Raw genomic sequence first — 14024 nt, 5'->3', positions numbered from 1 at the left:
TTGATTCTGGGGCTCCCAGCATGTTCAATCAATTTCATATTTTTCGCCAGAAACATGAATTTAACTAAAGATGATAAGTACGAATGATTGAGCTGAGGCATTTGCGCGCCCTGACGGTGCTGCGGGACACCGGCAGCATGGTGCGTGCGTCCGAGCGACTGCACCTTACCCAATCCGCGCTCTCCCACCTGTTCCGCGAGATGGAAGACCGCCACGCGCAGGCGCTGTTTGTGCGCAAGTCACGCCCCCTGCGCTTTACCAGCGCCGGGCTGCGGCTGTTGCAGCTGGCAGACGATGTGCTGCCGCGGGTGGCGGTGGCACAAAGAGACTTGGCGCGGCTGGCATCTGGACAGGCAGGACGACTGAATATCGCTATCGAATGCCACAGCTGTTACCAGTGGCTGATGCCAACCCTCGATGCCTACCGGGATGACTGGCCGGAAGTCGAGCTGGACCTCTCCAGTGGTTTCCACTTCGCCCCACTACCCGCGCTAGTGCGCGGCGACCTGGACCTGGTGGTTACCAGTAACCCGGATACCTCTCTTAAAGGTATCCACTACGAACCACTGTTCAGCTTCGAGATGTGTCTGGCGGTCAGCCGCAAGCACGCGCTGGCGAAAAAGAAGACGGTGTCTCCTCAGGATCTAGCAGATGAGGTGCAAATCACCTACCCGGTCGAACGAGAGCGGCTGGATATCTTCCAGAAGTTTCTCGACCCGGCCGGTATCGAACCCGCCGCGGTGCGCACCGCAGAACTTACCGTAATGATGGTGCAACTGGTGGTCAGTGGCCGCGGTGTTTGCGCCCTGCCCAACTGGGCTCTTTACGAATATTTACAAAAGGGGCTGGTAAACCAATTGAGACTAGGAAAATCCGGCGTGTGGAGTACACTCTACGCTGCGGTGCGCGAGGAGATGCTGGAACAGGCTTTTTTAAGGGACTTCTTCACCACAGCACGGGATACCTGCTTCGCCAATCTGAATGGCGTGCTTGCCGCGACCGATAACATAAACAAGTAATAAAACACACAAGGGGATATGTATGGCCTCCACACCCAATAGCTGGAGCAAAGCGCTCAAAACTCTGCACTGGATGATCGCGTTTTTTATCCTGTTCGCCTGGGCTTCCGTAGAACTGCATGAGCAATATGAAAAAGGCTCCTACATGCGCGGCTGGTGGATGGTGCTCCACTTCTCCCTCGGCTTCCTGGTACTGTTCCTGGGCCTGTTCCGTCTCTACTACCGTGCCACCCACGGTCGCCCCAACCTGTACGGTGGCAGTTTCCAAAAGCCGGTTTCCCTGCTCACCCAGAGCCTGATGTATGTACTGATCATCGGTATGCCGCTCACCGGCCTGTTGATGCGCCAGTTCGCTGGCCGTGACACCACGCTGTTCTGGCTGTTCGAGCTGCCCGCCTTCTTTGAAAAGAATATCGATGTGGCCAAGCAGTTTGCCTTCCTGCACAAAGAACTGCTGTGGAATGCCCTGCTGGTACTGCTGGTGCTTCACATCGGTGGCGCTCTGTGGCATCACTTCTACAACAAAGACAACACCCTGCGTCAGATGCTGCCGTTCGGCAAAGTGAAATAACAGAGTCAAATAACTGGCATATTGCAGACAAAGAAAAAGGGCACCATCTGGTGCCCTTTTTTGTTGGCCCTACAAGCCTGAATCAGTCGCGATCGCGATGCTGCTTTGGCTTGCCAGACTTGTGGTGCGGCTTATCACCATGCTTACCGCCGTGTTTACCACCATGTTTGCCTTCAGGCTTACCTTCAAACTTGCGTTTCTTGAAGGAACCGCTTTTCTTGAACGGTTTTCCACTGTCTGCCGTATTCGGGTCGTACTTGGCAATGTTCATCGGGCGACCGTTTACCCGCACCTTTTTCAAGTGTTGGAAGATCTCTTTCGGCATACCTTCCGGCAGGTCGACGGTGGTGTATTCCGGGTAGATTTCGATGCGACCAATGTAAGAGCTGTCCAGCTCTACTTCGTTGGCAATAGCACCAACCACGCTGCCCGGGCGCACGCCGTGCTCACGACCCACATCAATGCGGAAACGCTCTTTGCCTTCATCAGGCGGCGGCATACGTTTGTCTTTTTCGTAACCGCCTTTGCGTTCGCGCTTGCGGTCGCCATCGCGATCGCGGCGGCGGTCGTCGCGGTCATTCCGATCATTAAAGTCACGCTGCTTCGGCTCACGCTCGTCCAGCAGCAGCGGCTGATCGCCCTGCGCCATGGCAGCCAGAGCCGCGGCCACATCCAGCGGGTCCACTTCATTGTCTGCCAAGAACTGATCAACCAAATCGCGGAACGGCGCCAGGTCACCTTCACCACCGAGGGTATCGCTAATACGCTGGCGGAATTTTTCCATACGCGATGCGTTGACCGCTTTCGCCGTTGGCAACTCTAAACGCTCGATCGACTTCTTGGTTGCGCGCTCGATAACGCGCAGCATGCGACGCTCACGCGGGGCCACAAACAGAATTGCATCACCTTCACGTCCCGCACGGCCAGTACGGCCAATACGGTGGATGTAGGCTTCGGTGTCGTAAGGGATGTCGTAGTTGATCACGTGACTGATGCGCTTCACATCCAAGCCACGGGCGGCCACGTCGGTGGCCACAACGATATCCAGCTTGCCGGCTTTCAGCTTGTCGATCACCTGCTCACGCAGGTTCTGCGCCATATCCCCGTTCAGGGCGGAAGAGGCAAAACCACGTGCGGCCAGTTTGTCGGCGAGTTCCACGGTGGTGTTCTTGGTGCGCACGAAGATGATGGTGGCATCCACCGGCTCGGCTTCGAGAATGCGGGTCAGTGCGTCCAGCTTGTGCAGGCCGCCCACCGGCCAGTAACGCTGGCGAATGGTTTCTGCGGTCTCGGTCTTGACCTTGATCTTGACGTCCACCGGGTTGTCCAGGTGGTCGCGGGCAATCTTGGCGATCTCGCGCGGCATGGTGGCGGAGAACAGCGCGATCTGGCGCTCTTCTGGAATCTGCTCCAGTACCCACTCCACGTCATCGATAAAGCCCATGCGCAGCATTTCGTCGGCTTCGTCGAGGACCAAGGTCTTCAGATTAGACAGGTCCAGGGTGCCTTTGCGCATGTGGTCCATCACACGGCCCGGGGTGCCCACTACCAGCTGCACACCGCGCTTCAGTTGTTGGATCTGGCCGCGGTAGTCAGCGCCGCCATAAATAGGCGCAACGTGGAAACCTTTGAGGTTGGCCGCGTAGGACTGGCAGGCCTCGGCCACCTGAATGGCCAGTTCTCGGGTGGGTGCCAGCACCAGTGCCTGAGGGCGCTTGTTCTTCAGGTCCAGGCTCGCCAGCAGAGGGAGCGCGAATGCCGCTGTTTTGCCCGTTCCTGTCTGTGCCTGGCCCAGCACATCGCGACCCTCCAGCAGAGACGGGATAGTCTTTGCCTGAATCGGAGATGGGGTTTCATAGCCAAGTTTGGTGACAGCGTCGAGGATTTCAGCGGGCAGGCCCAACTGGTCAAAGCCAGTGGCCGTGGGGGTATCGGTCATATTTGGGAATCACTTGCGGCGTCTAACGCCGGTACTTGAGGGGCCGGATTGGCCTTTAAAAGGCTGCGCAGTCTAACAGTTTAGTCCGAGAAGGCCAGTTTATTTTTTAACCGGTAGATTTTGTTCGAGACCGTAGAATATGAACATGCCGGTTACGTGCCTGCGAACCCAGTAGTCAGTGAGGTCACGCTCTTCATGGCGGTCAAAGGGTCTTGTGATGGGCGAAGTGCATTGCAGCGATCTTACTTGGGTTATCGCGCACCAGCTGCCAGGCCTTCTCTTCACCGACTACTTTAGCCGCAGCCTCTCGGCCAGCCTTCAACGCTGGCGGACGGCGCACTTCATGATGGGCGTCAGTGGCTAGTATGGTAACCAGCCCGTTCTCCAGCATCTCGATAGAACGCTGCTGTGCCGGCTCACCAAAATGACCACATACGGCGCCGGAAGTTACCTGGAACAGGCAACCCTCGTCCGCCAGCGGCATAACCTTGTTAAAGTCACGGATAACATCCTTGTTGCGCTCCGGATGTGCAATCATCGGACGGACCTTCTGCTTGCGCAACCAGCGGATCAACTGCTCAGTTCCCGGCGGGATATGGCTGTGCGGCAGTTCCAGCAGCAGCACCTTTTCGTCTCCCCACTCGCCCAAAAATGGGACCTGCTTCAGCATCACCATATTCAGAATTTCTTCGGACAGGCGAATTTCTGCCGCCATACCCACATGCAGTGGGATCTCGGCTGTATCCAACGCGGAGACCAGCTGTCGGTGCGCTTTAGAGATGGTCGAAAGGGTATTGGGAAAGCGACCAGAGTGAATATGCGGGGTAGCCACGATGTGGGTAATGCCATCGGCAACCGCGGCGCGGGCGAGCACCAGCGCCTGGTCGAGATCCCGGGCACCGTCGTCGATACCCGGGAGAAGGTGGCAATGCAGATCGATCATGCGAGTACTACGCTGTCCTCTTTTACGCATTCAAGGTGTGCATATACACAAACCCGAACAACTTCGGCATATCTGAGCCGAGGCACTTACTTAGCACAAAAGAACTTCTTAGTTACGAGCGTACCGATCTTCAAAACGGACGATATCGTCCTCCCCCAGATAGGAGCCGGACTGAACCTCGATCAGTTCCAGCGGAATGGTTCCAGGATTTTCAAGACGGTGGACAACGCCAAGCGGGATATACGTGCTCTGATTTTCTGTAACTAAAAACTCTTTTTCCCCACAAGTCACGTTCGCAGTACCAGACACCACTATCCAATGTTCCGCACGGTGATGGTGCATTTGTAAACTAAGTTGTGCACCTGGGTTCACTACAATTCGCTTCACTTGGAAACGCTCGCCAAAATCAACGGAGTCATAATAGCCCCATGGGCGATAGACTTTACGATGTAACTGCGCTTCCGAACGATTTTCGGCCTTGAGGCGTTCAACCACTTTCTTGATATCTTGCACGCGATCTTTAGTGGCAACTAGCACCGCGTCATCACTTTCTACCACCACGATATCATTCAGGCCTACAGTAGCAATTAACTTACTATCGCTCTGCACATAGCAATTATGGCTATCTTCCAGGATAACATCGCCTTTCGACGTATTGCCCTGTTCGTCCTTCTCAGACACCTCCCAAAGCGCTGACCAGGAACCCACATCATTCCAACCGCAATCCATCGGCACTACCACTGCATCGCGGGTGTGCTCCATAACTGCATAATCAATAGACTCATCGGTACAGGCCAGAAAAGCCTCACTTGCGGGGCGCACGAAGTCGACATCAAAGGTTGCGCCCTGCATAGCTTTCTCGCAAGCCTCAAGGATATCCGGGCCATATTTAGACAATTCTTCAATGAAACGACTGGCGCGGAATAGGAACAAACCGCTGTTCCAGTAAAATTCACCGGAACTCACGTATTTCTCTGCGGTAGCTAAGTCAGGCTTTTCTACAAACTGCTGAACCACAAACGCAGTCTCAGCTTCATCTATGGCCCTTGCCTTGTTGATATAGCCGTAACCGGTTTCGGCGGCCGAGGGCACAATACCAAAGGTCACCAGTTTGCCAGCCTCGGCGTGAGGAACCGCACGCATCACCGCAGCCTGGAAGGCCGCTACGTCTTTTATTGCGTGATCTGCGGCCAATACCAGCAGCAACGGATCTTCCGCCCCCCCGGCCATGGCCCTTAACGCAGCCAACGCTACCGCCGGAGCGGTATTGCGGCCTGCAGGCTCGAGTAAGATCCCACTATGCGCCTGACCTACCTCGCGCAACTGCTCTGCCACGATAAAGCGGTGATCATCGCCACATATTAGCAATGGAGGTTGCGACTCAATGCCCTCCAATCGCGCACAGGTGTTCTGCAACATAGTCGCATCATCCGTAAGCGGCAGAAACTGTTTCGGATGAAGTTTGCGCGAAAGCGGCCACAAGCGAGAGCCTGAACCGCCGGCCATTATTACCGGTAAAATCATAAACTTATTCTGCTACAGAAATAGTACTAACGTACTCCTCCGTACAACACCAGATAAGAGGAGATGGCATTTAAGTCCCATTATGTCACGCTTAGGAGTCATCTGTGACCATTCTCAAGCGGTAAAGAGCCGCCTCGAATGCGTGGGCAGCGCTATCTGTAGCACTCCCCGTTTACATTTTTCCACCCCAAGGACTGCGGTGAATCAAGCGGCGAGCACTTCATCATCGACAGAAACAGCGTCGTCAACAGATGCTTGTGCGGCTTTAAGTGATGGCAGCATGCGCGCCATCATCTGAGGAACAGTGAAGTCAATATGCTTGGAAAAACTACCGTCCAGCTGGGTCTGCTCATATAGGTAGGTACGAAAGGCACGAAACAGCGCCATGTCTACGGGCTCTGGTTCCGTCCAAAAATCCGACAATCCGCCTTGATGGGTCATTCCCGGAATATCGTAAAGAGCGCGCCCCAGAGTAATCGTCGGCACCCGGTGCAACAGTGCTGAGATTCCTACCGTGCTGTTAATCGTCACCACACCTTTGGCGTGATCCAACAGCGTAGGTAAGTGCAGATCATGGCAATATGCCACACGTCCATCCACACCCGAATCGCGCGCAGCACGCTGAATAAATTTGCCATAGTGGCAAAAGCCTCGATCCATGGGATGATGCTTGATCACCAAGATATCTTTATTCGCTGCATTAAGAGCGAAAGACGCAATCACATCTCTAATCGAATCTTCCAGCGAATGTACGTCCGAATGCTCGCGAATCTGAAAGTCATCCGCAGTCTGTAAGGGAAAAAGGAAGAACTCTCCGCCATGACGCTGTACCAGCGCTTTCGTGTAGTTACGCTCGGTTATGCGGTAGAGACCTTTGCGATAAAAACTGCGCAACCAGCATCCAGCTTCCTGCCACCAAGCCCTTGGGCGGTGGTGACGGTAATGGTTGAAGCGCAACCCATAGACAAGGACGGCAAAGTAATAACAAATGGCATAGCGGGCCCTCTGCCAAAAAGTCCTACCCACTTTTATCGAGGGCGAGCGGCCATGAGGAACATATCCCTCAATGGCATCACGGGACCAATCAACGCCTGAAAATGCGTTTACGCCTCCCTGCTCAAGGGTGACGAAATCAGGGCGCAAGTAGCCCTCTTCACAAGCCCAGAAGCTGACGCCCATTTCATCGCAAACTGTTCGTGCCTTACGGTGGTAATACCGGCAATCGCCATACACAATCACCGCACGAATATCGTTCCGCCGTAAGTAACCGGCAAAAAACTCTGGCCAGCCAGCTTGCCCACCCACATAGTCCACCTGGTGGGCGGCCCAGCCGAATAAACGGTCCCCACCGTTGAAGTTTATCTTATGAGTTTCAATGCCCCGTGCGGAGAAATAACGGGCACAACAGGCAAAGAAAGGACCATGTGGCCCCTGCAAAAATACAACCCCTGACATTTTCCCCACTTAGCCCCACGGCGAAATTCGCCGCCCCCCGGGGCACTAAACACGCGCGGGCAACCCCCGCACCTAAAAACAACAAGAACGACCAAGTAGAGCCGAAAAAAGCAAAATACGCCAAGTTTTGCGATATAAACCACATAACTGGCGCAAAACTATACTCTTATATTTGACGATTGTCTTGCTTTAGCTAGCTAGAACGAGACCCTAACGGGTGAATTTGCCGACAAAACTTCGCTGTTCACCGCTGGCGAGTTTTGCCTTATCCAGTTTTTGCAGTACCTTCGACCATCCCCATTCAAACATCGTGGCCGTCGACCTTGGCCACAAGGTGAATAATGGATTGAATGGGTTGTCCCTCGCCTGCATCCAAACCGTCATACGGTGCGACTGCTCTCGCGCCTCGCCACGGCGATGAAAGCCATAAACATTCGCGACCAAAAGCGTATTCGCGGGTACATGGAGGGCTTTGGGTTCAAATCCCATTTCCTCAAGGTCTGCCGTAGTTACTCGGAAAGACCCATCCCAGTATCTCTGCGGATCGCGCGCTTCACCGCGCTTACTCGCCTCCAGGCTCTGCCGGTACTCCCACTTCAGGCGGCGCCAACTCAACCGGTGGGAACCCGGTACATACACAAACGGCCCATTCAGGTCGTCAGTGGCATCCAGATACAGCCACCCTTTTACACAGGGATGGAAGGTATCTGCGTGCATGTCCCGTTGCGGATCCGGACGCGGCACCACATTCGCGTGATTACACAGGTTTTCCACGTAGTACAGCGGGCGACGATTCTTGGACGAGCAATAGCGCATTAATCGGTCGAGCTTCGGATTCTCGATAAGCGCACGAATTGAGGGCATTTTTTCTCGCTCTGCGCCAGTAAGAAACACTCGCTGGGTTAGCGTGGTGCCCTCAACGAATTCACGGCCACCGTCTTCATAGTTCTGCAATTCATGCGCCAATTTTTCAAAATCGTCACTGGAGAGAAAGTTGCGTTTGAGGACAAAGCCGTATTTACGGAAATGGCGGCGATCTTCTGCGGGAATCAGCGGCGACAACAGGAACAGTCGAAAACGGAACAAACCGTGCGCAATCACTACCCGGGCAACGTGAAGCCCACAACGATTGAGCCAGAAACTGCCAATAATGGGATTGTTCTTAAAGCTCTTACCCCATGAAACCAATTCGAGGAGCCATTTGGGCAGAAGATAAATTTTCTTGAGGAATCTGGAATTCACGCGCAATGACCCGCGACTACTTCTTGAAAAATTGGTTGCGAACGATGCGATAAAGCCCACGTCGCCACCAGCTGAGATAAGACGAGCCCTGTTGTTGGGACGCCAACAACTGCACCGCAGTTTCGACATCCACGATGTCGCCACGGTGCGGATCCACATAGGTGGGGTATAGAATCAACGTTGCGGCTACCAGCTCGTCCAGTGTGCGGCTCCGTCCACGAGCTCTTTTGCAGCGACGAACCATTGCCAACTCCGAGAGGGCATTGGGCATTTCGTCGCAGCCCTCGCCAAGAAGACGATCATCACTCAGCCCCCAACCGGCATAAAACGGCAAGCCATAAGTCACGACCTTAACGCCCCGCAGTAACGCCTCGAAGCCACTTAAAGAACAAAGTGTGTGTAGCTCATCCACTCGTGCAAGTACTGCAGGCATTGGTGCATCGGCTACCAGCTGATCGTAAAGAACACCAGCATCGTCAGCCAACTTCCCAATGCGCCCACCCGCGACTACATCCGGGTGCGGTTTATAAATAATATAAGCATCGGGGTTCGCTCTGCGTACCTGCTCCAATAACTGCTGATTGCTTTTGAGCCAAGGAGAGCCGCTGGCGATCGATGCATCACTCTCCACCTGCCCGGGCACCAATATAATGGTTCGGTCTGATGGCAAATCCAGAGCCACACCCTGTTCACCTACGTTGTATTTACTCAACTGTCGGGTAACAAGGGTCTCTCGCAGCGCGGCCGCACGAGCACAGAGCAACGGAGATAGCTCTGCGTCCTTTAAAATAGATTCCAGGTCAGACGGTCGGGAAGCATCATAATAAATCCCCTGCTTATCCAGAACCAACGAGAGCGGGCGCACCAGATCGGACCCCAAACCCACCGACCGCAGGAATCCATCCTCAAGCCGCCAAAGCGGTAACCGGGAGTTACTGCACTTGGTTACAACCGGCTCCGTCAAGCTACTTGCCCAAGCCACTACCTGAGTCTCTGCCTCTACCTCGCTGAAAGCATTCGAATGCCTTCTCACAAACCGGCACTGCTTAGGGCGAGCCAAAAAATCAGCCACGAACCCGCGTTTCCACGGTGAAAAATCTACACCTAACCAGGATCCGGCGAGGTGCTGGCTCCGCTTTACCTGCTCTGAAATCAGACGAGCAGTATCTTCGAAAGTACAACGCTTGCCCGTATACGGGTTGATATATCGGCAATAGCGCAGATAGGCCGCCGCGAAAACCTGCTCCAATGAGCGGTGTTGCCCGCGCCGCGCACACGTCTGCAAATCTTCAGTTAGCCCCCAGCCAGCAAAAAATGGCATCCCGAAACAACACACCGGTTTGCCTGCCAGCAGCGCATCGAAGCCAAACTGGCTGGTGACCACATACACTTTGTCCACCGCATCGAGCAGTGCCCAAGGAGAAATGTCTTCCGACCAAACGCGACAGTCGTGCTCACGTGCTGCGTCCAGTAAATAACCGCGTTTTTTACCCGCGATAACATCCGGGTGCACCTTAACCACCACCTCTGCATCCGGGTTGTCAGCAATGGCTGTTTCCAGCATTTGAGTAAAACTCGACGCGTCGGCGCCACCATAAGTAATCGCTGCATCGCCAAACGTCTGGTCCACCACGAGCACCCTGCGGCGCCCATCCGGCCACACAACAGGCGTATCGGAAGCGCAATTGAACTTTGACAGGCGAAGCCGCTGCAGTAATGCAATACCGGCGCGCGCGCGGGTAAGCTCTTCGCTTGAAAAATCCGCCGCACGAATCAGGTTCTCCAGATCACTGGGCGCCGTCGCGTCGTAATAGATACCGGTGTAATCCACGATCAGGCTGTGCAGCAGCGCACCCTGCACACCCAGGCCAAAGGAGCGCAGAAAGCCATCTTCCAGGCTCACGAATGGCAAGCCAGCTTCGACTGCTATCTCTCGCGCACGTGTTGCACTGGGCTTACGTCCCCAGCCGGCAATATGTGTCGTAGATTGTACTGGGCGCAGCGCAAACCAGTAGCTCTGCGCTTCCAGTAACACGTCGAGATGAGAAAGCCGTTTCAATCCCCGGGAACAAAAGCCGATTAAAGGCACTGGCGAGCCTCGCTTAGTATCTGCGCCCGCGTCGGTTCATCTGCCGCCAATTGTAAAATACTCTCTACCCAACGATTCTGCTCCATCGGCAGCAGAAGACCATTTTTTTGGTGGCATACGACCTGACCATATACTGCCCCTTCCGCATAAATACCTACCGCCCCCGCTAGGGTAATATCTAGGAATTTAGTGTGGGCACGTGCGCGATTAAATCGCGAGTCCAGCAGTGGCGCCAAGCCAATGGTTCGCCCTGGACGATGGAGCAATGATTGGTAGGCTGGCCACTTCATCGGGTGTAGCACATGCACACGAGGCAACCCTCTAAAAAGGCGATTTACGCTGCCGTTCCCAATTACCTCAAATACAATCCGCTCATCCGCGGACAGTACCTCCGCGATAACAGGCTGGAGCCACTTAATATCCGCACCGTGAGAGGCAGAACCGTGATAGAAAAGTGTTATTTGCTCGGATTTTTCAACAGAGGAGCCCCTACGATTCAAAAGAGGGGCAAACGCAGCCGGGACTTCAGGCGTCAGTAGATGCGGGTTCCAACTTGCATAACGCGCCTGTAAGTATGGGGTAGATACCGCGAGCTTTGCGTCAATCGCGCGCAGCCAGGAACGGTGCCGCCGGCTCAACCGCCATAGCTTCCATTGATAGCGGAGTGGCATACCAGCGAAAGACCGCCAGCTGAACAGATCATCGTCCATAAAAAGCCAGACACCCGCCAACCTATTACGATGCGCAGCAACCAGCTCACGCCAGGCAGCCGGAATATAGCGGACAAATAGAACATTAGCCCCGTGCAACTCGCCTGAATCCGGCAGCTCTGAAAAACTGTAACGTTCGACAGTTGCTCTCTGCGCCTGAAGGTATGGCAATACAAAGTAATCGCTCGACGGGTTTGCGACTTCTTCCACCACAATATAGCGGCTACTCATAATGCTCCCGACAATCTGCTCATATCAGGCCAGAGAAAAATCTTCGTGAACTAGGGTCAAGTTTGGGCTGTACGCAGGGTCTTGATCAAGGGTGTGCCCCCACTTGTCCCTCATAAACCGAGCCTCTGCCGCCGCACGCTGCCTTTTTGCAATCGTGTCATCAGCTCCGCGAGAAACAGACTCATGATGATAGAGCTCAGCATATGGTGTCCATAGGTTCTGATATCCAGCCTCACGCACCTTCAAACAAAAATCCACATCATTGAAAGATACTGATAGGTTTTCTTCATCAAGCCCATTAACTGCGTCGAAAACTGGTTTTCGAACCAACAGACATGCCGCTGTTACGGCAGACAGGCCCTGAACAAGATGCAACCGAGAGAAATAGCCAAAATCATGGCGATTGAAGTATTTGTGAGAATGGCCGGCAACACCACCAATACCTAAAATAACACCAGCGTGCTGAATAGAATCATCCGGATAATAGAGCTTTGCACCGACACAGCCAATTTCCGGCCTTACAACCTGGGAAACCATTTCAGTCAACCAATCATTGTTGATTGGTTCAATATCATTATTGATCAAGCCGATAATTGATCCATTGGCCAATTCGGCCCCATAATTATTGATCGCAGAATAGTTGAAGGGGTGATTCCAACGATGAACACTGACCCGAGGATCCTTGACCACATCGGCTAAATACTCGAGTGTTGCAGCACATGTGGTTTGGTTATCAAGAATCAGCAGTTCGAAGTTTTCGTAACTGGTTCGCTCAAGAATTGCATTGACGCAAGGCTTTAGTATATCTACTCCGTCCCGAGTGGGAACAAGCAACGAAACCAGAGGCTCCTCCTCTGGAATCTCACGACGAATTCGATATGTGTTTGGCACCTTACCGAACTCCACTTTCCCACCAATTCTATTCAGATCTAAATAGGATTGTATCGCGTTGACTCCTGCCTCACTCGTGTAAGATTTACTTTGCGCCTCAAGTGCAGTTGAGCCAGACATCGCCCTCCAGTGATACAGCACCAAAGGAATACGCGCAACAGTCGACACATCTAAATGTGGCACGCAACGGAGCAGCAAATCGTGGTCCTGACTACCCTCGAAACCCACTCGAAACCCACCAACATCCGCCACCAGTTCTCTGGCCAGAACGGTTAGATGACAAATATAGTTTTGTGATAAAAGCAGATCAGGGTTCCAGTCTGGCTTAAAATGTGGCTCAAACCGCATACCAGATTCGTCAATTTTATCTTCATCAGAATAAATTAACTTGAGGTTTCTATTTTCCTGCAATACGCCAACAACGCACGAAAGCGCCTCTTCCGACAAAACATCATCGTGATCAAGTAAAGCAACAAATTCACCAGACACCAACTCGAGCGCGCTATTACTAGCGGAAGATATGTGACCATTTACCTCCCTGAAAGCCACTTTGATACGTGAGTCTTTTTCCACATACCGCGACAGACACTCTTTAACTTCTGGATTTGTAGAACAATCATCAGCAATACAGAGCTCCCAGTTTTGATAAGATTGCGCCAATACTGAATCAATGCACTCCTCCAGAAACCGCACTTTTGCGTTATAGGTAGGAACAACAACTGAAACTAAAGGTGACCAATCTTCCTCGCCACAAGCGGCTTTCCTGGCATTAGCAAAAAGCGACGCCTCTTGGTTATCGATCCAATGTTGATAATCAACAGTTTGGCGCCTGCGCTCAAAGGTTTGATTGTAATACTTTAGTGCCAACGCTAAGAACGGCTTTCCCACCGATTTAGCTTCAAGTTTCACCCGACGCTTAGCCTCTGTTTTAGAGACATCCCGGAATGCGTCATGCATATTTACAAGCCGCTGGATCAGTCGATCCATAGCAAAAGCAGTCAGCAACTTAACCAAACGAAAATGCTTTACACCAAAGCCGCCTTTTGACTCCATTGGGTCAAAGCGGATCGACTTTGCTCTCTTTGGCAGATAGACCAAACGCTTTGTAACACGATTACATTTTACAGGAAGAAAAACGCTATCCTCCTCACTAAACCCTTCCCCGAAATCAAAATACAAACGCGCATCTGCACTAGGTGCGGCATGTACAAGCTGAAGCTCCAGCATATACCAGCCACCAGACAGCGAAACGCCACCCAAAGAGAACTGGGGATCGTCAGAGGTCGACTCCCAGTCTAGAACCTCGTCACCGGTTACCGGCTGAACGTTTGCGCCAGCCACAAGTTCAGAACACAAGTCAGGAAAAAAATAACTACCAATTGATTTAATCATCAAAATATTCTTTTACTA

Annotated in this window: 10 protein-coding genes; 2 read left to right on the top strand and 8 right to left on the bottom strand. The window is 53.1% G+C overall.

The genetic code is table 11. The features are described 5' to 3' along the window. Nucleotides 1–83: 83 nt before the first annotated feature. Both Mag101_RS04320 and Mag101_RS04315 read left to right on the top strand, forming a co-directional pair. On the top strand, nt 84–1019 hold the full coding sequence (locus Mag101_RS04320; protein ID WP_077401305.1) for a LysR family transcriptional regulator: 936 nt from the start codon (nt 84–86) through the stop codon (nt 1017–1019). A 22-nt stretch (nt 1020–1041) separates the two neighbouring features. Next, on the top strand, nt 1042–1590 hold the full coding sequence (locus Mag101_RS04315) for a cytochrome b (RefSeq protein ID WP_077401302.1): 549 nt from the start codon (nt 1042–1044) through the stop codon (nt 1588–1590). Nucleotides 1591–1672: 82 nt separating this feature from the next. Here the strand turns inward: Mag101_RS04315 and Mag101_RS04310 are convergent, their stop codons facing one another. The 8 genes from Mag101_RS04310 to Mag101_RS04275 form a co-directional block, all read right to left on the bottom strand. After that, nucleotides 1673–3529, bottom strand: a complete 1857-nt coding sequence (locus Mag101_RS04310; RefSeq protein WP_077401299.1) for a DEAD/DEAH box helicase — start codon at nt 3527–3529, stop codon at nt 1673–1675. 202 nt (nt 3530–3731) lie between these two features. Continuing rightward, on the bottom strand, nt 3732–4472 hold the full coding sequence (locus Mag101_RS04305) for a tyrosine-protein phosphatase (protein WP_077401296.1): 741 nt from the start codon (nt 4470–4472) through the stop codon (nt 3732–3734). Between the two features lie 108 nt (nt 4473–4580). Beyond that, the gene (locus Mag101_RS04300; protein WP_077401294.1) at nt 4581–5996 is read right to left on the bottom strand and encodes a mannose-1-phosphate guanylyltransferase/mannose-6-phosphate isomerase; all 1416 of its coding nucleotides are present in this window, start codon (nt 5994–5996) and stop codon (nt 4581–4583) included. A 204-nt stretch (nt 5997–6200) separates the two neighbouring features. After that, nucleotides 6201–7451, bottom strand: a complete 1251-nt coding sequence (locus Mag101_RS04295; RefSeq protein WP_077401291.1) for a capsule biosynthesis protein — start codon at nt 7449–7451, stop codon at nt 6201–6203. A 210-nt stretch (nt 7452–7661) separates the two neighbouring features. Beyond that, nucleotides 7662–8693 (bottom strand): phytanoyl-CoA dioxygenase family protein, encoded by a 1032-nt coding sequence (locus tag Mag101_RS04290; protein ID WP_198040086.1) that lies wholly within the window; start codon nt 8691–8693, stop codon nt 7662–7664. 16 nt (nt 8694–8709) lie between these two features. Continuing rightward, complete coding sequence (locus Mag101_RS04285) at nt 8710–10752, bottom strand: capsular polysaccharide biosynthesis protein (RefSeq protein ID WP_232325131.1); 2043 nt, start codon at nt 10750–10752, stop codon at nt 8710–8712. A 20-nt stretch (nt 10753–10772) separates the two neighbouring features. Beyond that, complete coding sequence (locus Mag101_RS04280; protein WP_077401281.1) at nt 10773–11723, bottom strand: hypothetical protein; 951 nt, start codon at nt 11721–11723, stop codon at nt 10773–10775. 24 nt (nt 11724–11747) lie between these two features. Beyond that, on the bottom strand, nt 11748–14006 hold the full coding sequence (locus tag Mag101_RS04275) for a glycosyltransferase family 2 protein (protein ID WP_077401278.1): 2259 nt from the start codon (nt 14004–14006) through the stop codon (nt 11748–11750). Nucleotides 14007–14024: the final 18 nt, after the last annotated feature.

It is taken from the genome of Microbulbifer agarilyticus (assembly GCF_001999945.1).
GTDB classification, from domain to species: Bacteria; Pseudomonadota; Gammaproteobacteria; order Pseudomonadales; family Cellvibrionaceae; genus Microbulbifer; species Microbulbifer agarilyticus_A.
Note: the sequence above shows the minus strand (reverse complement) of the source record. Positions and strands in the feature narration are given on the sequence as shown.